The organism is Olsenella absiana (genome assembly GCF_036408855.1).
GTDB classification, from domain to species: domain Bacteria; phylum Actinomycetota; class Coriobacteriia; order Coriobacteriales; family Atopobiaceae; genus Olsenella_K; species Olsenella_K absiana.
In genome coordinates this window covers 22,185-45,170 of the sequence record NZ_JAZGJQ010000010.1, presented here as the reverse complement: position 1 = coordinate 45,170, position 22,986 = coordinate 22,185, and the positions used below count along the sequence as shown (strand labels likewise).

The window sequence follows — 22,986 nt, the reverse complement described above, 5'->3', positions numbered from 1 at the left end:
TCAGCCGAGCAGGGCCCTCGCGTACACCAGGGCGCCCACGACGGCGGCGGCAATCGAGAGGACCCAGACGGCGGCGGCGGCGATGTCCTTGGCGCGGCCGGCGAGGGGGTGGAACTCGGGCGAGACGAGGTCGACGACCGTCTCGATGGCGGTGTTCAGCAGCTCGGCGGAGATGACCGCTCCGCAGCAGACGACGATCGCCGCCCAGCCGAGCAGGTCGACCCCGCACGCGACACCGAGCGCGATGGCGAGGGCGCCGCCGGCGAGCATGACCTTGATGTTCCGCTCGGTCCTGACCGCCGTGCGGAAGCCCTGGGCCGCGAAGAGGAAGCTGCGCCGGAAGGTCGGGTGGTTTTCCTTCTGGCCGGGTATCATGCGCCTTCAGCGCCCCTGTGCCTGGTCGTCGTCACGTGGCCGAGGCCGGCCCCGCCCAGCAGGGCTGAGACGAGCTCGTCCTCGCGGGCCTCCATGACCTCGGCGTCGGCGTCCTCAATGTGGTCGTAGCCGAGCAGGTGGAGCGTACCGTGGACGAGGAGGAGCGTGAACTCGGCTGCCGGGGAGGTCCCGAAGCCCGCCGCCTGCCGCTCGATGTAGGCGGGGGCGAGCGCGATGTCGCCCAGCTCGCAGGGCTCGCCGTCCGCGAGGTCGGGGTCGTCCGGGCGCTCGCACTCGAGCGAGATCACGTCGGTCGCGCGGTCGACGCCGCGCCACTCGCGGTTGAGCTCGTGGATGCGCCCGTCGCCGACCAAGGAGACGGAGACGAGGCAGGGGCGGGTGACGCCCTCCTCGGCGAGGACGAAGGCGACGGTGCGCCTGATCTCGTCGTCGGTGAGGGGAGCCTCGACCCCATCCTCGTGGCTGATGTCGAAGAGCTCCTCCGATGCCTGGCTTGCGCCCATCACTGCTCCCTCCCCCTCGCGCGGGCCTGCCGCTCGGCCGCCTCCGCCTCATTGTAGGCGTCGACGATGCGGGCCACGAGCGAGTGGCGCACGATGTCGTTCCTGTCGAGAGACACGAAGGCGACGTCCTCCACGCCGCCCAGCACGCGTCGGGCCTGCTCGAGGCCGTTCGCGCCGCGCACGTCCCGCTGCGAGGCGTCGCCCGTGACCACGAACCTGCTGTGGAACCCGAGGCGCGTGAGAAACATCTTCATCTGCTCGGGCGTCGTGTTCTGCGCCTCGTCGAGGATCACGAAGGCGTCGTTGAAGGTCCGCCCGCGCATGAAGGCGAGCGGCGCTATCTCTATCACGCCCTGCTCGATGAGCTCGTTGCCCCGCTCGCGGCCCGTCAGGTCGAACAGCGCGTCGTAGAGGGGCCTCACGTAGGGATCGAGCTTCTCCTCCAGGGTGCCGGGCAGGTAGCCGAGCGACTCCCCCGCCTCCACGACGGGCCTCGCCAGCACGATCCGGCCGACCTCGCGCCGCTTCAGGGCCGCCACGGCCATGGCCATGGCCAGGTAGGTCTTGCCGGTGCCCGCCGGGCCCACGCCGAACGTGATCGTGTTGGCCCTGATGGCCTCGATGTAGCGGCGCTGCCCGGGCGTCTTGGGCCTGACGGCGCGCCCGCGGTACGTGAGCACGACGTCGTCGCCCGAGCGCTCCATCCTCCCCGCCCCGTGCGCGACCTGCCCAACGATGAGGTCCACGTCGGCGACCGAGGGCGTCTCCCCGGACTCCACGAGCCCGATCAGGCGCGAGAAGACCGTCGTGGCCTCGGCGACCGCGCCGGCGGGGCCGGTGACGGACACCTGGTTGCCTCGGACGCAGATCATGGCCTCGGACTTCTCCTCTATGCGGCGGAGAAGGGCGTCGGCGGGCCCCATCAGGGCCGTGGGGTCCACCGAGTCGGGGATGGTCAGACGGATGTTGGTCGGCTCCATGCTCCTCCTGGCATCTTGCTGCCCGCACGGGGCGCGCACCTCGGCGCGCCCCGCCCCGCGGGCGTCCTCACTTCGATGATAGGGCACTTGCCCCCGGCTGTCGCACGGCCTCGCCCACCAGGGTGCCGTCCTCGAGGGCGCGCACCATCCTCACGCGCGCCACCTCGCCGACAGGGACGCGCGGGTCGACGAGGACGTCGAAGAGGCCGCCCGAGACGCCCCTGCCGGGGTACTCCACGAGCACGTCATCCATCTCCCCGACGTGCAGCGACGCCTCGTGGGCGCGCATCCTCGCGGCGAGGTCGCGCACCCGGCGGCTCCGCTCCGCCATGACCTTGGGCGCCACCTGGCCCGGGGCGTCGGCCGCCGGCGTACCGGGGCGCCTCGAGTAGCGGAACACGTGCATCTTCGCGAACGACATCTCGCGGCAGAAGCCGAGGGACTCCTCGAACTCCTCGTCCGTCTCGCCCGGGAAGCCCACGATGAGGTCGGTGCCGAGCGCCACGCCGGGCAGCGCCTCCCGGCTGAGCTCGCAGACGCGCCGGAAGGAGGCCGCATCGTAGACGCGCCCCATCCGCCTCAGGGTGGCGTCGCAGCCGGACTGGAGACAGACGTGCAGGAAGGGGGCCACGCGCCCCCCGGAGGAGGCCATGACGTCGAGGAGCTCCCCCGTGACGTCGGGCGGCTCTATGGACGAGAGGCGCACGCGCTCGACGGGCGTCTCGTCCAGGATGAGCGAGAGCAGGCCGGCGAGGCCGATCTCGCGGCCCCGCGCGTCGCCCGACGCGTATCGCCCGAGGTTGATTCCGGTGAGCACGACCTCGTGCGCGTCGCGCGCGCAGGCCTCGCGGACGGCCGCGAGCACCCGGTCCGCCGGCAGCGACCGCCCGGCGCCGCGCGCCTTCCAGACGATGCAGTAGGTGCAGCGGTTGTCGCAGCCGTCCTGGACCTTGATGCCCGGGCGCGACCGGCCGGTCGGCGTCGGCGAGCTCGCGAGCTCGCCCGCGTCGGAGACCGCGCCCGCCCCCAGGCCGAGCGCCTCGAGGGCGCGACGAGCGACGAGCGACTTGTCGGCCTCCACGACGACGTTGGGGGCAAGCGAGGAGAGCTCCTCGGAGAAGAGGCTCGCGACGCAGCCCGTGGCCACGACGAGCGGCGCCTTGGGGAGGCGCGCCGCATGGCGAATCACCTTGCGCGTCTTCGTCTCCGCCTCGCCCGTGACCGCGCAGGTGTTGACCACGACGAGGTCCGCCTCGTCTTGCCCCACCATCCTGAGCCCCGCGCGCTCGAGCGCGGCGGCGACGAGGTCCGTCTCGACCCTGTTGACGCGACAGCCCAGGTTCACGACGGCGAACCCGGGCGCTCCCCCCGCGGCGCTCACTTCTTCCTTCCGTGGAAGGGCGAGCGCTTCTGCCTCTTGGCGGCGTGGCGCCTCTCGCCGGCCGCCCCGGCGGCACCGGCGTCCGCGTCGCTCGTTGCGGGGGACCCGTCGGACGCCCCGCCCTTGGTGCCCGCAGGGGCCTCCGCCTCCTCGCGCTCGTCGCCCGCAGGGTGCATGACGGAGGCGACGGCGCGAACGTGCTCGAGCAGGCCCTCGCTCAGGTTGGTCGGCGTCACCACGCGCACGACGGCGAAGAGGTTGCCGCGCGCGTGGGAGTTGAGCCTCGGCATGCCCTTGCCCTCGACCCTGACCTGCTGGCCGAACTGGCAGCCCGCGGGCACCTCCACGACGACGCGCTCGCCGGCGAGGATGCCGTCGACCTCGACCCTCGTGCCGAGAATCGCCTCGAGGGAGTCGACGCTCACCTCGCAGAACAGGTCGTCGCCCTGGCGCTCGAAGCGCTCGCTCTCCGCCACCTTGACCGAGACGACGAGGTCTCCGGCGGAGTCGCCGCGCACGCCCGCCTCGCCGTAGCCCGGCAGGCGTATCGTCTGGCCGGAGTGCACGCCGGCCGGGATCTCGACCTTCACGGTCTCGTGGGAGGGGGTCCGGCCCTGGCCGTCGCAGGTCTCGCACGGCTTGTCGACGACCTTGCCGGTGCCGTGGCAGACCGGGCAGGTCGACTGGGTCTGCATCTGCCCGAAGATCGTACGCTGGACCTCCACCACGCGCCCGGTGCCGTGGCAGCGGTCGCAGGGCTTCTCCTTGCCGCCCTCGGCGACGCCCGTGCCCCCGCAGTCGTCGCAGGGGGCCAGGCGGTCGTAGGCGATGGTCTTGGTGCAGCCGGCGGCCGCCTCCTCGAGGGTGATCCTCATGGTGATGCCCATGTCGCGCCCGCGCGTACGCGCCGCGCGCCCGGCGCCCTGTGACCTGCCGCCGCCGAAGAAGGAGTCGAAGATGTCGTTGATGCCGAAGCCGCCGCCGTTGAAGATGTCCGACATGTCCACGTAGTCGGAACCGAAGCCGCCCGGGCCGTCGGGGTTGCCGTACTGGTCGTAGTTGGCGCGCTTGCGCTCGTCGGAGAGGACCGAGTAGGCCTCGTTCACCTCCTTGAAGCGCTCCTCCGCGTCCGGCTCCTTGTTGACGTCCGGGTGGAGCTTGCGCGCGAGCTTGAGGAAGGCGCGCTTGATCGTCCTCTGGTCGGCGTCCCTCGACACGCCGAGCACCTCGTAGTAGTCCTTGTCTGCCACTCTAACCAATCCCTCGAGACGGCCAAGCCGGCCGCACGGTACCTATTCCTGACGAGCAAACTCTTATTACCCCAAACGGCCGCGGGCGAAACCTAGGCGTTGAGCCCGCCCGCGCCCCCGCGCGGCGCCGCGGTGAGCGCCGACGCGGAGCAGGAGCTCATGAGGAGGAAGAGCAGGGCGATGACCAGGCCGATGGCGAAGCCGTTGCGCATCGCGTACCAGGCGTTCCTCCACCAGCGCCGGCTCTTGTGCGCGACGCCGTCCTGGCAGGCTATGAGCACGCCCACCGCTATGAAGACGAGGTCCACGACGGGGACGCCCCCGCCGAGGCCCAGCGCGAGCGAGAGGAGCGAGACGAGCGTGAAGGGCAGGAAGAAGCCGACGATCTCCAGGCCGATCGCCTGCCCCTGGGTCACCCGCTCGCTCGGGACGCCGACCCGGCACACGAAGTCGCCCGACTCCTTGCCGTTGGTGCCGGCGTTGCCCATGCCCCTCACGCGGACCTCGTCGCCGTCGTGCGACCCCGCGGGGATGTCCACCACGACCTCGCTCGCGGTGAGCACGCGGCCGGAGCCGCCGCAGGAGCCGCAGGGGTCCTCCACCACCTGGCCGGAGCCCTCGCACTCGGGGCACTCGACCTCGATGACGCCGAAGCCGAAGATCCCGGAGAGGTCGACGTGCATGCGGCCCGTGCCGCCGCAGGTCGGGCAGGTGACGGGCCGTGCGTGCTCGACGGAGCCCGAGCCGTGGCAGACGTCGCACGTGGCGTAGCGCTGGAAGGTGACGCCGCGTCGCGTGCCGCTGCGCGCCTCCTCGTCCGAGAGGTCCACGGAGTAGGCCACGTCCTTGCCCGCGCGCGGGTTGTAGGCCCGGGAGCGGCGGGTGGTGGTGCGGAAGCCGCCCCCGCCGAAGGGGAAGCCGCCGAAGCCCGCGAAGGGGTCGCCATAGCCGCCGAAGGGGTCGCCGTAGCCGCCCGCGTAGCCCGGCTGGGAGCCGCCGGCGGCTCCCTGGAAGGGGACGCCGGAGCGCATGGCGTCGTAGCGCTTGCGCTTGCTCTCGTCGGACAGGACCGCGTAGGCCTCGGAGACCTCCTTGAAGCGCTCCTCGGCGTCCGGCGCCTTGTTGACGTCGGGGTGGAGCTTGCGCGCCTTCTGCTGGAAGGCGCGGCGGATCTCGTCCGTCGTCGCGTTCTCCTCCACGCCGAGTATGGCGTAGTAGTCCTTCTCGTTCATAGCCGCCATGGCATATCCCCCTACCCGCGCGCCCAGGGCGCCGCGGCCACGACCAACCTGTCAGCAGCGAAGCTCTTCTATGGTACCCTCGGCGAGTTCCCAGCAGGCACCGAACAGCTCGTTTCCAAGAAGCCACCCAGATTCGGTCGGCGCGATGCCGCCCGCCGCAGTCTCCCTGACGAGCCCGCGCGCCAGCATCCGCTCGGCCATCGCGTCGACCCGGGCGGCCCCCAAGGCGCCCCGGGCGTGCCCGAGGAGGGCCGGGCCCACGCCCGAGGAGAGCCTGAAGCCGAGCATGAGGTCCTCTGCTGCGGCCTGCCCCTCGTCGAGGACCTCGAGGTCCCAGTGGCGCTCGGCCAGGGAGGGCCTCTCCGCCACCCCCACGCGGCCGTCCGCGACCGTGAGCCTCACGCGGGCCGCGCTCGGCGGCAGCGCGGGCAGGGACGTCGCGACGCGGCGGAGGCGCTCGTAGCCCTCCCGCGCGAGCATCGACGAGGCGCGCACGCCGAGCCCCAGGTAGGGCCTGCCGGTCCAGTAGGCGACGTTGTGCTCGCAGCGCCTGCCGGGCCGCGCGTAGCTCGCGACCTCGTAGCGCGCAAGGCCCGCCCGCCCGAGCGCCTCCTCGGCGCGCCTCATGCGCCGGGCCTGCACGTCCGGGTCGTTCCACGCGACGGGGGCGTCCCCGTAGCGCCGCCAGAGGGCCGTGCCCTCCTCGATGGCGAGCGGGTAGACGCTCACGTGGCCGACGCCCAGGGCGATGGCGCCCTCGAGGGTGGCGTCCCAGCTCTCGTCCGTCTGCAGGGGCGTCGCGCACATGAGGTCGACCGAGACGTCGAGACCCGAGGCGACGGCGGCGCCCACGCGCTCGCGAGCGAGCCTCGCATCGTGCACCCTGCCGAGGGCCTCGAGCTCCTCGTCCCGAAGGCTCTGCACGCCGATGGAGAGCCTCGTGCAGCCGGAGCGGGCGACCCCCTCCACGAGGGCGTCCGTAAGCGACTCGGGGTTGGCCTCGCAGGTGAGCTCTGAGACGGGGGCGCGGCTCGTCACGGTCGAGACGAGCCGGGGCAGGAGGCGCTCCCCCAGAAGCGACGGCGTACCCCCTCCCACGTAGGCGGTCGCACAGGCTCCGAGCAGCCCCGCCGAAGCTACCTCCTCGACCTCGCGCTCCAGGGCGGCCTCGTAGGCGCCCATGAGGGGGTCGTCCCGCCGCGTCGTCCACGAGGCGAAGTCGCAGTAGGCGCACTTGCGCGCGCAGAACGGCACGTGGAGGTAGAGCGCCTCGGCCCCAGCCTCGTGGAGGCGCGGCTCCCAGCCGTCGGCGCTAGGCACGCCGCTCCCCCTCGGCCGCGCGGGCGGCGCCTTCCTCCGCGAGCTGCGCGCGGAGGGCCGAGGCGAGCGCGAGGTAGTCGTCGACCGTCCGGCACCGCATCGCCCTGTCCCGCCACGTCGAGGCGTCGGGCATCCCCTTGAGGTACCAACCCGCCGCGCTCCGTGCGCGCGCGAGGTGGGCGCCCGTCGCCTCCAGCAGCAGGACGTGGCACGCGAGCGCGGAGAGGCGCTGCTCCGCCGTGGGGACGACCTCGGGCTCGCCGGCGAGCAGGCGGCGCGCGTTGGAGAAGACCCACGGGTTGCCGTAGGTACCGCGCGCGACCATCACGGCGCACGCGCCCGTCTCGCGCCTGATCCTGACGGCGGCCGAGGCGTCGCGCACGTCGCCGGAGGCGATGACGGGGACGTCCACGGCAGCCGCGACCCGCTCGACGGTGCCCCAGTCGGCCTCGCCGCGGTAGAGCTGGCTCGCGGTGCGGCCGTGCACGGCGATGGCCGAGGCGCCGGCGTCGGCCATCGCGCGGGCGAACTCGGGCGCGACCTCCGGCCCCGCGCTCGTGCGGGCCTTGCGGATCTTGCAGGTCACGGGGACGTCGGCCTCGGCGAGGCAGGCGCGCACGATCCGGGCGGCGAGCTCGGGCTCGTCGAGCAGGGCCGAGCCCTCCCCCTTGCGCGTCACCTTCGGCACGGGGCAGGCCATGTTGACGTCGATGAGGACGAGCTTCTCGCCCAGGCGCTCCTGGACGGCGGCGGCCGCCTCGCGGAACTGCTCGGGCTTGGAGCCGAAGAGCTGGACCGCGAGGTCCGGCTCGGGGTCCCTGGGGCAGGCTAGCTCCCAGGTCTTCTCCCCTCCGTAGTGCAGGCCCGCCACGGAGACCATCTCCGTGTAGGCCAGCGCGGCGCCGCCGGCACGCGCGAGCAGGCGGTATGCCGCGTCGCTCACGCCCGCCATCGGCGCCATGAGGAAGGGGTTGGCCGCGAGGCGCTCGGCGAGGGTGCCTGTGCGCGGGAAGGGCGCGATGCGCGCGGAGAGGCCGGCTGCCGGCGCCCACTCCTCGAGCACGGCCGCGGCCGCGCAGCCCGCGGCCTGGTTGCGCCCGGCGGCGGGGTGCGTCCCCGTCCCCGCGTCCCTTCCGGCGCTCACTCGTCGTCCACCTTCAGCACGGCGAGGAAGGCCTCCTGCGGCACCTCGACCGAGCCGATGGCCTTCATGCGCTTCTTGCCCTCCTTCTGCTTCTCGAGGAGCTTGCGCTTGCGCGAGATGTCGCCTCCGTAGCACTTCGCGAGCACGTCCTTGCGCACGGCGCGCACCGTGGAACGGCTGATGATCTTGTTGCCGATCGCCCCCTGGATGGGCACCTCGAACTGCTGGCGCGGGATGATGTCCTTGAGCTTGTCGCACAGGCCGCGCGCCATCGAGTAGGCCTTGTCGCGGTGGACGATGAAGGAGAGGGCGTCGACCGTCTCGCCGGCGAGCATGATGTCGAGCTTCACGAGGTCGCTCGTGCGGTAGTCGCCCATCTCGTAGTCGAGCGACGCGTAGCCGCGCGTGCGGCTCTTGAGCTGGTCGAAGAAGTCGAGGATGAGCTCGGCGAGCGGGATGTCGAAGTGGACCTCCACGGACTTCTCCGACAGGTAGACCATGTTGCCCGTCTCGCCGCGGTGCTCCACGACGAGCTGCATGACCGCGCCCATGAACTCGGGCGGGACGATGACCTTCGCCTTGAGGTAGGGCTCCTCGATGTGGTCGATGCGCGTGACGTCGGGCAGGTCCTGCGGGCTCGTGATGTCGACCATCGTGCCGTCCGTCCTGAAGACGTGGTAGTCGACGGAGGGCGAGGTGGCGATGAGGTCGAGGTCGAACTCGCGCTCCAGGCGCTCCTTCACGACCTCCATGTGGAGAAGCCCGAGAAACCCGACGCGGAAGCCGAACCCCAGCGCGACCGAGGTCTCCGGCGCCCAGGTCAGCGACGGGTCGTTGACCCTGAGCTTCTCGAGGGCGTCCCTCAGGTTCTCGTACTGCTTGTTGTCGATCGGGAAGAGGCCCGTGAAGACCATGGGCTTGGCCTCGTGGTAGCCGGGGCAGGCCTCGGCGCAGGGCCGGTCCGCCAGGGTGATGGTGTCGCCCGTCTTCACGAGCGAGGGGTCCTTGAGGCCGGTCACGACGTAGCCCACCTCGCCGACGCCCAGCTCAGCGAGGGGCGTCTCGAGCGGGCGCTTGCAGCCCACCCCGTCGCAGAGGAAGGTGTCGCCCAGGGCCATCATCCTGAGCTGCTGCCCCTTGCGCATGACGCCGTCGAAGACGCGCACCGTGGCGACGACGCCCCGGTACTCGTCGAAGTAGGAGTCGAGGATCAGCGCCTTCAGGGGCGCCTCGGCGTCGCCCGCGGGCGGCCGCACGAGGTAGACGATGGCCTCGAGGAGCTCATGGATGCCCTCGCCCGTCTTGCCGGAGACGAGCACCGCGTCGTCGGCCGGGATGGCGAGGTCCTCCTCGATCTCCTCCTTGACCTCCTCCGGGTGGGCCGAGGGCAGGTCGATCTTGTTGATGACCGGGATGATGTCGAGGTCGGAGTTCATCGCCAGGTTGGCGTTGGAGACCGTCTGCGCCTCGACGCCCTGCGTGGCGTCCACGACGAGCAGCGCGCCCTCGCAGGCCGAGAGCGAGCGCGAGACCTCGTAGGTGAAGTCCACGTGGCCCGGGGTGTCGATGAGGTTGAACTGGTACTCCTGGCCGTCGTCGGCGGCATACATCACGCGCACCGCGTTCGACTTGATGGTGATGCCCCGCTCCTGCTCGATGTCCATGGTGTCGAGCATCTGCTTGGAGACGTCGCGCTCCTCGACGGTGTGCGTGAGCTCGAGGATCCTGTCCGAGATGGTCGACTTGCCGTGGTCGATGTGCGCAACGATAGAGAAGTTGCGGATATGTGAAGTATCGTAAGTAGTCATGGGCCGGATGATACCCCTTTTCCGCCCCACCTGCTATACTCTCGACTCGCCCTCAACTGTGTCTCAGCGTAGAGGCCTCACTGGAAATCTTTGAAAGGAACCTCAAGTGGCAAACATCAAGTCTCAGAAGAAGCGCATCCTCACCGCCGAGAAGGCCCGCGTCCGCAACCGCGCGGTCCGCTCCGAGCTCAAGACCGCCGTCAAGGACGTCCGCAAGGCCGTCGAGGCCGGCGACGCCGAGGCCGCGCAGACCGCCGCCAACAAGGCCGGCCGCCTGCTCGACAAGGCAGCCTCCAAGGGCATCATCCACAAGAACCAGGCCGCCGACCGCAAGAGCGGCGTCCAGAAGCTCGTGAACACCCTCAAGTAGGCTGAGCGCAAGGTAGCAAGACCCTTCTGAGCGATATTTCTGGTGAGTGGGACCCGGGGTGCTGCCCGGGTCCTTTTCTTGTGCCGTGCGGCTACGCCCTGCCGCAGATCCTGAGCACGAGCGACACGAAGGCCGTCTCGTCGTCGCCCGTCCCCTTGAGCACCCGTTCGCAGGCGGCGCAGGCCACGAGGCACCCCTCGAGCTCGCCGGGGGCGAACGCGCGCGCCCAGCGCACGTGGTTCTTGACCTGCCAGTCCCTCTTGCCGAGCTCGGAGGCGACGGCCCCGGCGCGCCCGCGCCGGTCGAGCGAGGCGGCGCAGACGAGCTCGCGCAGGCGGGAGACCAGAAGCGCGAGAAGGGCGATGTGGGAGGGGTTCGCCATGAGCCGGTAGAGCTCGAGGGCCCTGTCCGCCCTCCGCGCGCAGACGGCGTCGAGGAAGTCCCAGGGCTTCACCTCCGCGGTGCGCGCGACGTTGTCCTCCACGTCCCCGAGGGTCACGCGGCCGCTCGCCCGGCACAGCTCCGCGAGGCTCCTCAGCTGCCGGTCGATCATCGTCGTGCTCTCGCCGACCCTGCTCACGAGCTCCTCGGCCGCGTCCCGGTCGACGCTTATACCGATGCTCGGCGAGGCCGCGTGCTTGATCACGTAGTTGGGGAGCTCCCAGCGCTTGGGCGGGGCGCAGTCCAGGATCGCGCCCTTGCCCACGGCGGCCACCGCCTTGTAGAGCCGCGTGCCCTTGGAGAGGGACTCCGCCACGAGGCACAGGACGCATGCGGGGTTGGGATTGGCGAGGTAGGAGACGATCGCCTCCGAGACGGGCTTCGCGAGCTTGTCCGCGCCGTGGACGATCACGAGGCGGAAAGCGGCGCCGACGGGCAGCGTGTTGAGCGAGGCGACGAGCTCCTGCGGCTCGAGGTCCGGGGAGGCCGCCCTCTCGTCCAGGTTGAACGCCGCGAGCCCCTCGTCTAGCCGGCCCTTCAGCCGCCTGACCACGACCTCGCGCTTGAGCTCGTCCGCACCGACCACGAGGTAGGCGGCGAGGAGCCTCCCTCCGGCCTTGCCCGCAACCGCCATCTCTCCTCCTTCGACCCCGTCATGATAGCGCACCGCGCCCGATCCTGACCCGCGCTCCCCCGCGCCCAGGCCCCACCGTGACGTCACCCACGTCCTTGGTGCACAGGAAGCGCGTGCCCGCGCGCTCGAGCGTCTCCCTGCAGACCTCGCTCGGATGCCCGTAGCGGTTGTGCTCCCCGGCGCTCGCGACGGCCACCTCGGCGCGCAGCCCCGCCGCCTCCGCGTCCCCCAGCGAGGCCTCCGACCCGTGGTGGCCGACCTTCAGGAGGTCGACGTCGCCGACGTCGCCGCGCGCCAGCGCCTCGGCGAGCCGGTCCCGCTCGGCGTCGCCCGTGAGGAGCGCCTCGAGGGCGCCCCGGTCACTCTCGTAGGAGACCGCGCACATGAGCGAGTCCTCGTTGTCGAGGCCGTCGACCTCTCCTGTGGGCGAGACGACCCTGACCTCGAAGGCGCCCACCCCGAGCACGTCGCCGTAGGAGAGCTCCTCGGCGTCTGTCCCTGTGAGGGCGCGCACGGCCTCCCTGAGCTCGTCGGGCTCGTGCGCCGCGGCGCCCCGGGCGACGTACACCCGCCCGCACGGGACCTGCCCCACGAGCTCGGCCACCCCTCCGTAGTGGTCGTCGTGCAGGTGCGTCACGACGAGCGCGTCGACGGAGAGCACGTGCTCCCGCCTGAGCGCGTCCACGACGGCGCCGTCCGCGCCCGCGTCGACGAGCAGCGTCGAGGCGCCGTCCTGCACGAGGATCGCATCGCCCTGGCCGACGTCGAGGACGCACACCCTCGGCGGCGCGAGCAGCTCGAACCGGACGACGAGCGCGAGCGCGAGGGCCGCGGCCGCCCCCGCCGCGGCGGCCAGGCGCCCCCTCGTGAGCCTCGGCCAGGCGACGATGGCCGCGAGCAGCAGGACGCCCATCAGGGTCGGGAGCGCCGCGAGCGCCCCCTCGGCGCGGACGAAGGCCGCGGGCAGACGCGCCGTCGTGCGCACGACGAGGGCGGCGAGGCCCCCGGCGACGTCCGCGAGCGCGAGCGGCACCGCCTGCAGGGCCGGGAGGGGCGCGAGGCAGGCGGCGGCGAGGCCGGCCGCCATAAGGACGACGAAGAGGGGCGCGAGCAGGAGGTTCGCCAGAGGGGCCACCAGCGAGAGGTCGCCGAACGCGCGCGCCACCACCGGGGCCGTGGCGGCCTGGGCGACGAGCGTGGAGGCGAGGACGTCGCGCACCGGCCTCCTCGCCGCCTCCGCCCGCCTGAGCGCCTGGGGCCCGAGGGCCCGCGGCAGGGTCGGGGCCGCGACCTCGAGCACGTAGCCGGCGTAGGGCACCGCGAGCGAGAGGGAGGCGACCGACAGCGCCGAGAGCACGAACCCCGGCTGCCCGGAGAGCGTGGGGTCGGCGAGGCACATGGCGAGGCAGACCGCGCACGCGGAGGAGGTCGCGTGACCGCGCCTCCCCAGGGCCCCGCCCGCCTCTCCGCAGGCGACCATCGCCCACGAGCGCACGGCCGAGGCCGCGAAGCCGGAGAAGGCGACGAAGAGGCCGCAGGCTGCGACGAGCGCGACCCTCCTGCGCCAGCCGCCGACCCGCGCCCCCGAGAGCAGCGCGCCCACGATGGAGGCCACGAGGGCGAGGTGGGACCCCGAGACCGCCACGAGGTGGGATACGCCGCTCGCAGAGAACGCGTCCTCGAGCCCGCGCTCCCCCATGGCGCGCCTGTCCCCGCAGACGCAGCCCGCGAGGATCGCCCGCGCGTCGGACGAGGAGGGGTCGATGGACCCGAGCACCCTTCCCCTCGCCTCCGCGACGAGCCCGAGCGGGGGCGGCGATGGCTCGCGCGAGAGGAGCCTCAGCGCCCTGACGCTGCCTGACACCCCCTGCGCCCTGCTCGTGCGCCCCCAGTCGTCCTCCCCGTTGGGCCTGAACCTCCCCACGCAGGTCAAGCGCTCGCGCAGGTCGAGCGGCTCCGCGCTGGTCAGCCACACCGAGCCGGCGGGCCACCCGTCCCTCTCCGCGCGGCAGCGCGCCGTGTAGCCGTGCTCCCCCGCGCTCGAGCCGCCCTCGACCGTGAACGTCCAGGCGGAGACAGCGCTCGTGGAGAGCTCGTCGGCGAGCGCGTCGACGCGGGCGGCGGAGGCGAGGGCGAGGCCAAACGCTGCCGCGGCGCACATGGCGACGAGGCAGGCCAGCGCCCAGCCGGGGCGGGTGCGAAGGGCGAGCGCCGCGAGGGCGCACGAGAGCGAGAGCGCGGAGGCCGCCACGAGGACGGGCGTCCCCAGGCGGGCGAGGGCTGCCGTCGGCACATACCTGAGCGTCGCCGCCTCGACGGCCACGGCCACGGCGAGGAGGTAGAGCGTGGGCGGGACGTCCGGGCGGCGCGGGAGCTCGGGCGCATGGGCGCGTGCGCTACACATAGGCCTGCCCCCGGAGCCTCTCGAGCTTCTTCTCCCCGATGCCCGGGACCCGCATGAGGTCCTCGACGGAGGCGAACGGCCCGTTCTTGGCGCGGTCCTCGACGATCTTGGCCGCGGTCGAGGGACCCACGCCCGGGAGCCGCTGGAGCTCCTCCTCCGTCGCGCTGTTGAGGTTGACCCGGGACCCGGACGAGGGCGAGCCCGCCTGCGAGGCCGTCACCCGGGCAGCCGAGCCTGACGGGGACGCCCCGGCCTCGGCCGCCTGCGCGGACTCCGCCGCCTCCACTGCGTCGGGGACGTGCACCTTGGAGCCGTCCTCCACGGGAGCGGCGAGGTTCAGGGACGTGGTGTCCGCGCGCTCGGTCAGGCCGCCCGCCGCCTCGACGGCGTCCCTCACCCGCGGGGAGCCCCCGGCGAGCTCGACCACGCCTGGCGACGCGACCTCCCCGTCCACGTGCACGAGGACCTTCTCCGTCGCCCCCGGCTCCGACTCCGTCCCCGCGCCGCCGTCCGCCTGGGCGCCTGCCGCCCCGTCGGAGGGGTCACCGGCACCGCGGCCCTTCTCCGCGCCCGCGGACCCGGCCGCGCCGTCGCCGCCGGGCTCGACCGCCTGCGCCTGCCGCGCGCCCTGCTCGCCCGCTCGCGTGACGCTGACCGTGCCCGCCGAGAGGCCTCGCGCGACCCCGACCGCGGAGGCCACGAGCACGAGCGCGCACGCCCCCACGACGAGGGCCCGCCTGTTCACAATCCCGTAGCGCCTCGCGAGGCGCGCGAGACGCGCCCCATGGCCAGGGCCGCGCCACGGCCTCTTGCCCCTCTGTGCCATAAGGACCACCCCCATCCCTAAGGGTGGGGGTGGTCCTTTGTCGAAGTCATGCGAATGCGAGAAACCCCTGCAGCCCCCTTGCGCCAGCCTCGCGCGAAGCTTGCCGCAGGGACGCCCGCGGCGGCCGCCACCTGTCGCGGCGCCCGGCGGGCCTGCGACGCACAAAGCCGGGGCGCAGGGACCCTCCACGCCGCGCGCACAAGCGGGCCGCCCGTGGCTAGTCCTGGTCCTGCTCCCCCGTGCGGCGCACGAAGGCGCGCCAGCGGTCGTTGTCCTCGATCGCCGGCGCGAGCTCGCGGTGCCGCGCGCGCAGGCGCCGGGGCGGCTTGTACGAGGGGCACTGGTCGAAGTCGAGGTACTCGACGTTCTCCACCAGGTCGGCGATCATCGCCTCGTGGTCGAAGGACTCCCAGGCCTCGTGGACCTCGCGAATCCGTGCGTGGGTCTCGGGCTTGCGCGGCATGAACAGGGTGCAGCAGTCCGGCGCGTCCTGGCAGCTGATGTCGTACGTGCCGATCTCCTGGGCGCGGCGCATGATCTCCTGCTTGTCCGAGCCGATGAGCGGCCTCAGCACGGGCATCGTCGCGATTTCGTCTACGGCGGCGATGTTCTCGAGCGTCTGCGAGGCGACCTGCCCCAGCGACTCGCCCGTCACGAGAGCCAGCGCGCCCTCGGCGCGCGCAATCTCCTGGGAGACCGCGAACATGACGCGACGGTACATGATGACCCGCAGGCTCTGCGGCACCGCGAGGGAGATCTCCCTCTGGCGCTCGCCGAAGGGCACCACGTAGAGGCGACCGACCACGCCGGAGGGCGCGAGCGCGCCGACGAGGTCCTGCGCCAGCCACTCGCTCGTGTCCGAGGTCATGGGGCGGCCCGAGAAGTGCACGGGCACGGTGATGGCGCCGCGGCGCCCCACCATCCACGTGGCGACCGGCGAGTCGAAGCCGCTCGAGAAGAGCGAGACGACCTTGCCCGCCGTGCCGACCGGCAGCCCGCCCACGCCGGGGCCCGTGTCCGTGTAGACGAAGGCGTTGCCCTGGACGGCGTGCACGATGACCGTGACGTCGGGGTGGTGCATCTCGACCTTCTTGTCGGGGAAGGCGGCGCACAGGACCTCGCCCACGATGTGGTTCATCTCGAGCGTGTGCTTCTCGTAGGCGGTGGAGGAACGGCGCGCGTGGACCTTGAAGGTCGCGAAGTCCCCGGCCTCGGCCAGCGCCCGGACGGCCGCCTGCGAGTACTCGGCCTCGTCGAGCCCGCAGCGGTAGGCGACCGAGACGCGCGCGACGCCCGGGACACGCGATATCGCGTGCGCGAGCTCGTCGTTCGCCTCTCCGCCCTCGACCTCCACCAGGATGTGGCCCGAGATGCGCGAGATGCGCTCCACGGGGTAGCCGCGGAGCGCACGGTTCAGGTTGCTCACGAGCTGGTTCTCGAAGGTCGAGCGGTTCTTGCCCTTGAGGCCGATCTCGTGGTAGTGGACGAGGCAGACCCTATCGCTCATCAGGAGTTGTGCTGGACGCGGATGTTGGAGCCCTTGATGTCCTCGTCGAAGTCTTCCTTCACGAAGCTCAGGGTCCCCGAGTCGATCTCCTCCATCGCGGTGGAGATGGAGTCCTCGCCGGACACGACGGTGGTGATGTCGTCGAACTCCTGGATGGCGGTGACGCGGAGGTGCTGGCCGCGCAACATGTTGTTGATGTCGCAGGCCCTCTTCGAGGCGATCGCGCAGAGAAGGAACGGGTTCTGCTCGGTCTTCTCGAGGAGGCTGTCGATCTCGGGGCTAGTGATGGACATGGGTGGTGGTACCTCCCTGAATCTCATGGGACTCGATGGTCTCCGCGAGCTCGCGCGCGGCGGCATCGAGGTCGTCGTTGGTGATCCTGACGTCGTAGGTGGGGGCGAGCTCGAGCTCCTTGCGCGCGTCGGCGAGCCTCAGCCGGAGGGAGTCCTCCGACTCGGTGCCCCGGCCGCGCAGACGGCTCTCGAGGACCTCCCAGGACGGGGGGAGGATGAAGATCCTGACCACGTCCGGGTAGAGCCTCTTCACGTTGGCCCCGCCCTGCACGTCGATCTCGAGCACGACGGAGCGCCCCGCGTCGAGGCAGCGGTCGACCTCGCTCCTGAGCGTCCCATAGCGGTGGTCGTGCACCTGGGCCCACTCGAGGAAGTCGCCCGCGTCGACGTGCGACTGGAACTCGTCCTCGGTCATGAAGTGGTACGAGACCCCGTCGACCTCACCGGGTCTTGGGTCTCGCGTCGTCGCCGACACGGTCAGGCCGAGCTCGGGACGGGCGGCCCTCACCCTCGAGACGAGGGTGCCCTTCCCGACGCCAGCCGGACCGGACACGACGAACAGTCTCGGCGTGCGTTCCACTACTTCGAAAGCACCTCGAGGAGCTGCTCGCGCTGGCGCGCACCGAGGCCCTTGACGCGACGGCTCGCGGAGATGCCGAGCTCGTCCATGATCTTGGTGGCCTTGGCCTTGCCATACCCGGGAAGCGACTCGATGAGCGCGGAGACCTTCATCCTGTTGGCGATGGGGTCGTCGGAGTCGAGGACCTCCTCGAGCGTGATCTTGCCGGACTTGATGTTGGCGCGGAGCTCGGCACGGGCGTGGCGGGCCTGGGCGGCCTTCTCAAGGGCGGCCTTGCGCTGTTCATCGGTGAGCTGGGGTAGAGCCATTGTTCCTCCAAACATCAATTACTGATGCAGTGCTTCGTGGTTGCGGTTTGGTCGGACTCTCTCGGACGTGTGCGGGCCGGAGGTCCACAGGCAATTGGGCATTTTACGCGATATTACCTAGCTAGTGTGCCAATATGCTCGGATTTCTACAAGCGACGCAGGTGCGATACGCCCGAGGCGACACCCGCAATCCACATGAGGGCGCGGGGTGTGCCCTAGGCGCCCACCAACTCGCCCACGATCGCCTCGAAGGCGGCTACGGGGTCCTCCGCGCGCGTGATCGGCCGGCCCACCACGAGCTTGGAGGCACCGGCGGCGATCGCCGCCGAGGGGGTGGCGACGCGCTTCTGGTCTCCCACGGCGGAGCCGGCGGGCCTCACGCCCGGAGTCACTATCAGGGCGTCCGGGCCGAGAAGGGCGCGCATGCCGGCGGCCTCCACCGGCGAGCAGACGATGCCGTCGGACCCGGCGCGCACGGCCATCCCGGCGAGCCGCTCGACCTCGGTAGCGACGGGCCGATCGACGCCGACCTCCCCCAGGGCCTCCTGGTCCATGCTCGTGAGCACCGAGATGGCGACGAGCCTCGTCCTCTCCCCCGCGCGCTCGGCCGCGGCCGCCTCGACGCCCCTGCGGGCACCGGCGATCATCTCCGAGCCGCCGAGCCCGTGGATGGAGAGGATGTCCGCCCCGACGCGCGAGCACGCCGCAGCGGCCCCCTCCACCTGGAACGGGATGTCGTGGAGCTTGAGGTCGAGAAAGACCTGGTAGCCCCTCGCGTGCATCTCCTCGACGACGCTCGGCCCGAGCGCGTAGTACAGCGTCATGCCCACCTTGACCCACCGGGCCCTGCCGGCGAGCCTGTCCGTGAGGGCGAGCGCCTCGTCGCGGCCCATGTCCAGCGCGACGATGACGGCGTCGCGGGCCTGCTCTTCGCTCAGCATTCGAAGGCTCCAATCAGCTCGTTGATGTCCGTGACCCCCTGCCCCTCGGCCCACTGCTCGAGCTCGCGCAGGACGCGCGGGGCCGCCATGGGGTCGTAGAGGTTCGCCGTCCCGACGGAGACCGCCGTCGCGCCGGCGAGGATGAACTCGGCGGCGTCCTCGCCGCTCGCGACGCCGCCGACCCCGTTGATGGGGATGGAGACCGCGCGGGCGGCCTCCCACACCATGCGCACCGCGATCGCGTGGATCGCGGGCCCGGAGACGCCGGCCGTGGGGCGAGAGACCCGGCTCCTGCGAGTGCGCACGTCGATCGCCATCCCCGGGATGGTGTTGATCAGCGTCAGGGCGTCCGCGCCCTCCGCCTCCACGGCGCGCGCGATCTCGCCCACGTTGGTGGGGGCGAGCTTCACGAGCAGCGGTCGGCTCGTGTGCGGGCGGCACGCGCGGGTGACCTCGGCCGCGCCCGCGGGCGTGGAGCCCATGGCCGAGCCACCCTTGGCGATGTTGGGGCAGCTGATGTTGAGCTCGAAGCCGGCCGCGAAGGGCGCGAGCTCCTCGAAGAGGTCGAGGGCGCGCACGTACTCCTCCACGGAGTGGCCCGCCACCTGGCAGATGACCTTGCAGCCCCTGGCCGAGAGCCCGGCGAGGTAGTCGCCGTAGTCGCGCACGAAGGCTCGCACCCCCGGGTTCTGGAGCCCAACGGAGTTCATCACCGCGGAGGGGAGCTCCGCCATGCGGGGGGCGGGGTTTCCCTCCCAGGGCTCGGCCGAGACGCCCTTGCAGGTGATCGCCCCCAGCTCGGAGACGTCGTAGAACCCCTCGAACTGCCAGCCGTTGCCGAAGGTACCCGAGGCCGTGCAGACGGGGTTGTCCATGTGTATGCCTCCGAGGTCGACGGCCATGCTGACCGATGACATCACCAAGCCACCTCCTCGGCGTCGAACACGGGGCCGTCCATGCAGCACGACGCGTAGCCGCCGCGCGCGAGCGCGACGTTGCAGGTGCTGCACGCCCCAAAGCCGCAGGTCATCATCCGCTCGAGCGACGCCTCGCAGAAGGTGCCGCCCTCGCGCGCGATCCTCGCGACGCCCGCCATCATCACGTTGGGGCCGCAGGTCAGACAGGCCGCATAGGCGTGCTCGCCCATAAGGCCGAGAAGAGCGTCGGTGGTGAAGCCGCGCAGGCCGCACGTGCCGTCGTCGGTCGTCACGGTGACGGAGCAGCCGAGCCGCTCGAGCTCGTCCACGCCGCCCCGCCACAGCCGCGAGGCGCTCTGGGCGCCCACGACGGCATCTACCGCGCAGCCGGCCGAGCGCGCCATGCGCGCCGCGGCGACGACGGGGGGAAGCCCCACGCCGCCGGCCACCACGACGACGCGCGAGCCCGCACCCGCGCCCTCGGGGAGCCACCAGCCGTTGCCGAGCGGGCCCAGGACGGTGGCGCCCTCGCCGGGGCGCAGGGCGGCGAGCCTCCTCGTGGCGTCGCCGACGGCGGCGAAGACGAGCTCCAGCTCGCCCGCAGCGGCGTCCGCGCTCGCGAAGGAGAGCGGGACGCGCGTGAGGTGGGCGGGGTTGTGCGGGACCTCCACGTTCACGAACATGCCGGGCGCGAGGGCGCCCGCGAGCTCGGCGGGCACCCCCATGACCATGCGGTGGACGCCCTCGGCCACGGGCGCGACCTCGCGCACCACGTAGTCGAAGGCGCACGCCTTGGACTCCGGAGTCATCACGACCGCCTACCAGGCGACTTCGCCGTCGACGAGGGTGTGCTTCCCCTCGACGAAGACGTCGGTCGCGCAGCCGGTCAGCGTCATGCCCAGGAAGGCGCAGTTCTTGGACTTGCTCTCGATGAAGTCCGGGGTGACCTTGACCTGGCGCTCCGGGTCGATGAGCGTGAGGTTGGCCGCCGAGCCCGCCTCCACCCTCACCGGCTCGAGGTGCAGGACCCTCCTGGGGTTGACGGCCATGACCTCAACGAGGGCCTGCCAGCTCATGTGGCCCTTGCGCACGAGGTTGTTGAGCATGAGCGGCAGCGAGCACTCCAGGCCGACCGTGCCGAAGGAGGCGATCTCGAACTCGCACTCCTTCTCGTGGGCGGCGTGCGGCGCGTGGTCGGTCACGACGCAGTCGATGGAGCCGTCGCAGACGCCCTCCCTCAGGGCCGCGGCGTCGGCGGCGGTGCGCAGAGGCGGGTTCATCTTGAGGTTGGTGTTGTAGCTCTCGGTGATGTTCTCCTCGGTGAGGAAGAGGTGGTGCGGCGTGACCTCGCAGGTGACCGGCAGCCCCTCGGCTTTGGCGGCCCTCACGAGCTCGAGGCCGCGCGCCGTGGAGATGTGGCACACGTGCAGCTCGCAGCCGGTCAGGCGGGCGAGGTCGATGTCGCGCTGGATCTCGAGCTCCTCGCCGAGCGCCGGCCAGCCGAACATGCCGAGCCGCGTGCTCGCGCGGCCCTCGTTCACGACGCCGTGGTTGGTGAGCGACTCCACCTCGCAGTGCGCGAGGACGGCGCGGCCGAACTGCGAGACGTAGGCCATGCAGGTGCGCATCATGCCGGCGCTCTGCACGCCGTGGCCGTCGTCGGAGAAGGCGCAGGCGCCCTCGACGAGCATGTCGCCGATCTCCGCGAGCTCCTCGCCCTTCTCGCCCTTGGTGAGCGCCCCGATGGGGTGCACGTAGACGAGGTTGGCGTGGCGGGCGCGGTCGATCTGGTAGCGGATGCCGGTGCCGGTGTCCGTCACGGGGCTGGTGTTGGGCATGGTCGCGACGTCGGAGAAGCCGCCCTTGGTGGCCGCGCGGGCGCCGGTGTAGATGGTCTCCTTGTACTCGAAGCCGGGGTCGCGGAAGTGGACGTGCATGTCCACGAGGCCGGGGACGAGGTACTTGCCGGCGGCCTCGATGACCTCGGCACCCTCGGGGGCCTGGAGGCCCTCGCCCACGGCCGCGATCGACTTCCCGTCGACTAGGACGTCGAGCACCTGGTCGCAGCCGAGCTGCGGGTCGACGACGTGGGCGCCCCTAAGCAGAAATGCCATTGTTCTCTCCTCCCAGAAGCAGGTACATCGCGGCCATGCGCACGGCGACGCCGGCGTTGACCTGGTCGAGGATCCGCGCGCGCGGGCCGTCGGCCACCTCGGTGTTGATCTCCATGCCGCGGTTCATCGGGCCGGGGTGGCACACGATGGCCTCGGGCTTCATGAGGGAGGCGCGGCGCTCGTCGAGGCCGTAGAGCCGGTTGTACTCCCTCTTGGAGGGGATCACCGCCCCCTCCATGCGCTCGAGCTGGACGCGCAGCATGTAGACCACGTCCATCTCGGGCAGCACGGAGTCGAGGTCGGCGGTCTGCGTCACGCCGTACCAGCTGGGGTCGGAGACCTGGAAGGTCGGGGGCCCCACGAAGGTGACGTCGGCGCCCATGGTCTTGAGGGCGGGCGCGAGCGACCCCACGACGCGGCTGTGGTCGAGGTCGCCGACGATGGCGACCTTGAGCCCGTCGAGGTGGCCGAAGTTCTCGCGGATGGTGAAGAGGTCGAGAAGGGCCTGGGTGGGGTGCTGGTGCTTTCCGTCGCCGGCGTTGACCACCACGGCGTCGGTGTTCTGGGTGATGAGGTAGGGCGTGCCCGCCAGGCGCGCGCGGCAGACGAACATGTCGACGTTCATGGCGGCGATGGTCTGGATCGTGTCGGCGAGGCTCTCGCCCTTCACGACCGAGGAGGTGGAGCCGCTCATGTTGAGGGAGTCCGCGGAGAGGCGCTTCTCGGCCAGCTCGAAGGAGCTGCGCGTGCGCGTGGACGGCTCGAGGAAGAGGTTCACGATGGTGCGGCCGCGCAGCGCGGGGACCTTCTTGATCGCCCTGCTGTTGACCTCGGCGAAGGAGCGCGCCGTGTCGAGGATCTGGGTGATGTCGTCCGCCGTGAGGCTGGTCGTGTCTATCAGGTTCCTTACGCTCAGCATGCTAGTCCCTGCCTCCCGCCTTCTGCCTTGCGGCGGCCTTCGCCGCCCGCTCGCACTCCACGTCCCAGATCTCCACGGCGTTGTAGCCGTCGAAGTCGGCCATCTTCACGCGGACGCTCTCCTCGTGGGAGCTCGGCACGTTCTTGCCGACGTAGTCCGCCCTGATGGGGAGCTCGCGGTGGCCGCGGTCGACCATGACGGCGAGCTGCACGGTCCTGGGCCGGCCGAAGTCCATGAGGGCGTCCAGGGCGGAGCGCACCGTGCGCCCGGTGTAGAGCACGTCGTCCACCAGGATGATGTTGGTGCCCTCGACCTCGAACGGGATGTCGGTCGCGTGCAGGACCGGAGAGATCTGGCGCATCACGTCGTCGCGGTAGAAGGAGATGTCGAGCCTGCCCACGGGCGGCTTGATCCCCTCGATCTCCTCGATCTCGCAGGCGAGGATGTTGGCCAGCGGCACCCCGCGGCGCACCACGCCGACCAGGCCCATGTGCTCGGCGCCCTCGTTGTGCTCCACGATCTCGTGGGCGATGCGCGTGAGCGCGCGCCTCATGGCCTTGTCGTCCATGACGACGGCCTTGGGCTTGAACTCTTCCATAGGACTCCTTCCAAAAAAAAGAGACGCCCCACCGACACGCGGCGCGAGCATCCCCAGGTAAGGCATATGTCCATGGGTCCTTGGGCCCTGAGCCTTGCGGGCATCTCGTAC

At 71.5% G+C, this 22,986-nt stretch carries 23 protein-coding genes; 1 reads left to right on the top strand and 22 read right to left on the bottom strand.

Going from position 1 to position 22,986, the window contains the following annotated elements:
* The 9 genes from VXJ25_RS08255 to lepA form a co-directional block, all read right to left on the bottom strand.
* A complete protein-coding gene (locus VXJ25_RS08255) occupies positions 1 to 375 on the bottom strand; it encodes a diacylglycerol kinase family protein (protein ID WP_330958735.1) in 375 nt (124 codons plus the stop codon).
* Complete coding sequence (gene ybeY / locus VXJ25_RS08250) at positions 372 to 899, bottom strand: rRNA maturation RNase YbeY (protein ID WP_330958734.1); 528 nt, start codon at positions 897 to 899, stop codon at positions 372 to 374. Before ybeY ends, VXJ25_RS08255 begins: the two co-directional genes overlap by 4 nt.
* A complete protein-coding gene (locus VXJ25_RS08245; RefSeq protein WP_330958733.1) occupies positions 899 to 1,879 on the bottom strand; it encodes a PhoH family protein in 981 nt (326 codons plus the stop codon). Before VXJ25_RS08245 ends, ybeY begins: the two co-directional genes overlap by 1 nt.
* Before the next feature lie 67 nt (positions 1,880 to 1,946).
* Positions 1,947 to 3,260, bottom strand: a complete 1,314-nt coding sequence (locus tag VXJ25_RS08240) for a MiaB/RimO family radical SAM methylthiotransferase (RefSeq protein ID WP_330958732.1) — start codon at positions 3,258 to 3,260, stop codon at positions 1,947 to 1,949.
* Positions 3,257 to 4,510: a molecular chaperone DnaJ gene (dnaJ, locus tag VXJ25_RS08235; RefSeq protein WP_330958731.1), complete on the bottom strand. Its 1,254-nt coding sequence runs from the start codon at positions 4,508 to 4,510 to the stop codon at positions 3,257 to 3,259. The genes VXJ25_RS08240 and dnaJ overlap by 4 nt, the downstream gene beginning before the upstream one ends.
* Before the next feature lie 92 nt (positions 4,511 to 4,602).
* Positions 4,603 to 5,751, bottom strand: a complete 1,149-nt coding sequence (locus VXJ25_RS08230; RefSeq protein WP_330958730.1) for a DnaJ domain-containing protein — start codon at positions 5,749 to 5,751, stop codon at positions 4,603 to 4,605.
* A gap of 51 nt (positions 5,752 to 5,802) precedes the next feature.
* Positions 5,803 to 7,071 (bottom strand): coproporphyrinogen-III oxidase family protein, encoded by a 1,269-nt coding sequence (locus VXJ25_RS08225; protein WP_330958729.1) that lies wholly within the window; start codon positions 7,069 to 7,071, stop codon positions 5,803 to 5,805.
* Complete coding sequence (locus tag VXJ25_RS08220; protein ID WP_330958728.1) at positions 7,064 to 8,215, bottom strand: tRNA dihydrouridine synthase; 1,152 nt, start codon at positions 8,213 to 8,215, stop codon at positions 7,064 to 7,066. Before VXJ25_RS08220 ends, VXJ25_RS08225 begins: the two co-directional genes overlap by 8 nt.
* The gene (gene lepA / locus VXJ25_RS08215) at positions 8,212 to 10,023 is read right to left on the bottom strand and encodes a translation elongation factor 4 (protein WP_330958727.1); all 1,812 of its coding nucleotides are present in this window, start codon (positions 10,021 to 10,023) and stop codon (positions 8,212 to 8,214) included. The genes VXJ25_RS08220 and lepA overlap by 4 nt, the downstream gene beginning before the upstream one ends.
* A gap of 106 nt (positions 10,024 to 10,129) precedes the next feature.
* Here lepA and rpsT point away from each other — a divergent pair, with 106 nt between their 5' ends.
* Entirely contained in the window at positions 10,130 to 10,393 is a 264-nt protein-coding gene (gene rpsT / locus VXJ25_RS08210) for a 30S ribosomal protein S20 (RefSeq protein ID WP_330958726.1), read from the top strand.
* 91 nt (positions 10,394 to 10,484) lie between these two features.
* Here rpsT and holA read toward each other — a convergent pair whose 3' ends face one another.
* The 13 genes from holA to pyrR all read right to left on the bottom strand — a co-directional run bounded on the left by holA (position 10,485) and on the right by pyrR (position 22,875).
* Positions 10,485 to 11,468: a DNA polymerase III subunit delta gene (gene holA, locus VXJ25_RS08205; RefSeq protein ID WP_330958725.1), complete on the bottom strand. Its 984-nt coding sequence runs from the start codon at positions 11,466 to 11,468 to the stop codon at positions 10,485 to 10,487.
* 19 nt (positions 11,469 to 11,487) lie between these two features.
* Positions 11,488 to 13,872, bottom strand: a complete 2,385-nt coding sequence (locus VXJ25_RS08200; RefSeq protein ID WP_330958724.1) for a ComEC/Rec2 family competence protein — start codon at positions 13,870 to 13,872, stop codon at positions 11,488 to 11,490.
* Positions 13,865 to 14,698, bottom strand: a complete 834-nt coding sequence (locus tag VXJ25_RS08195) for a helix-hairpin-helix domain-containing protein (protein WP_330958723.1) — start codon at positions 14,696 to 14,698, stop codon at positions 13,865 to 13,867. The genes VXJ25_RS08200 and VXJ25_RS08195 overlap by 8 nt, the downstream gene beginning before the upstream one ends.
* A 217-nt stretch (positions 14,699 to 14,915) precedes the next feature.
* Positions 14,916 to 16,205, bottom strand: a complete 1,290-nt coding sequence (thiI, locus tag VXJ25_RS08190; protein WP_330958722.1) for a tRNA uracil 4-sulfurtransferase ThiI — start codon at positions 16,203 to 16,205, stop codon at positions 14,916 to 14,918.
* Positions 16,205 to 16,498, bottom strand: coding sequence for a DNA-directed RNA polymerase subunit omega (locus VXJ25_RS08185; RefSeq protein WP_330958721.1), 294 nt, complete (start codon positions 16,496 to 16,498; stop codon positions 16,205 to 16,207). Before VXJ25_RS08185 ends, thiI begins: the two co-directional genes overlap by 1 nt.
* Positions 16,485 to 17,078, bottom strand: a complete 594-nt coding sequence (gene gmk / locus VXJ25_RS08180) for a guanylate kinase (RefSeq protein ID WP_330958720.1) — start codon at positions 17,076 to 17,078, stop codon at positions 16,485 to 16,487. The genes VXJ25_RS08185 and gmk overlap by 14 nt, the downstream gene beginning before the upstream one ends.
* Entirely contained in the window at positions 17,078 to 17,386 is a 309-nt protein-coding gene (gene mihF, locus VXJ25_RS08175; protein WP_330958719.1) for an integration host factor, actinobacterial type, read from the bottom strand. Before mihF ends, gmk begins: the two co-directional genes overlap by 1 nt.
* Before the next feature lie 215 nt (positions 17,387 to 17,601).
* Entirely contained in the window at positions 17,602 to 18,327 is a 726-nt protein-coding gene (gene pyrF, locus VXJ25_RS08170; protein ID WP_330958718.1) for an orotidine-5'-phosphate decarboxylase, read from the bottom strand.
* Complete coding sequence (locus tag VXJ25_RS08165; protein ID WP_330958717.1) at positions 18,321 to 19,244, bottom strand: dihydroorotate dehydrogenase; 924 nt, start codon at positions 19,242 to 19,244, stop codon at positions 18,321 to 18,323. Before VXJ25_RS08165 ends, pyrF begins: the two co-directional genes overlap by 7 nt.
* Positions 19,244 to 20,053, bottom strand: coding sequence for an iron-sulfur cluster-binding protein (locus VXJ25_RS08160; protein WP_330958716.1), 810 nt, complete (start codon positions 20,051 to 20,053; stop codon positions 19,244 to 19,246). The genes VXJ25_RS08165 and VXJ25_RS08160 overlap by 1 nt, the downstream gene beginning before the upstream one ends.
* 9 nt (positions 20,054 to 20,062) lie before the next feature.
* Positions 20,063 to 21,358 carry a dihydroorotase gene (locus VXJ25_RS08155; RefSeq protein ID WP_330958715.1) on the bottom strand — a complete coding sequence of 432 codons (1,296 nt, stop codon included), beginning with the start codon at positions 21,356 to 21,358 and terminating at the stop codon, positions 20,063 to 20,065.
* Positions 21,342 to 22,277: an aspartate carbamoyltransferase catalytic subunit gene (locus tag VXJ25_RS08150; protein ID WP_330958714.1), complete on the bottom strand. Its 936-nt coding sequence runs from the start codon at positions 22,275 to 22,277 to the stop codon at positions 21,342 to 21,344. The genes VXJ25_RS08155 and VXJ25_RS08150 overlap by 17 nt, the downstream gene beginning before the upstream one ends.
* A gap of 1 nt (position 22,278) precedes the next feature.
* Positions 22,279 to 22,875, bottom strand: coding sequence for a bifunctional pyr operon transcriptional regulator/uracil phosphoribosyltransferase PyrR (gene pyrR, locus VXJ25_RS08145; RefSeq protein WP_330958713.1), 597 nt, complete (start codon positions 22,873 to 22,875; stop codon positions 22,279 to 22,281).
* Positions 22,876 to 22,986 lie beyond the last annotated feature (111 nt).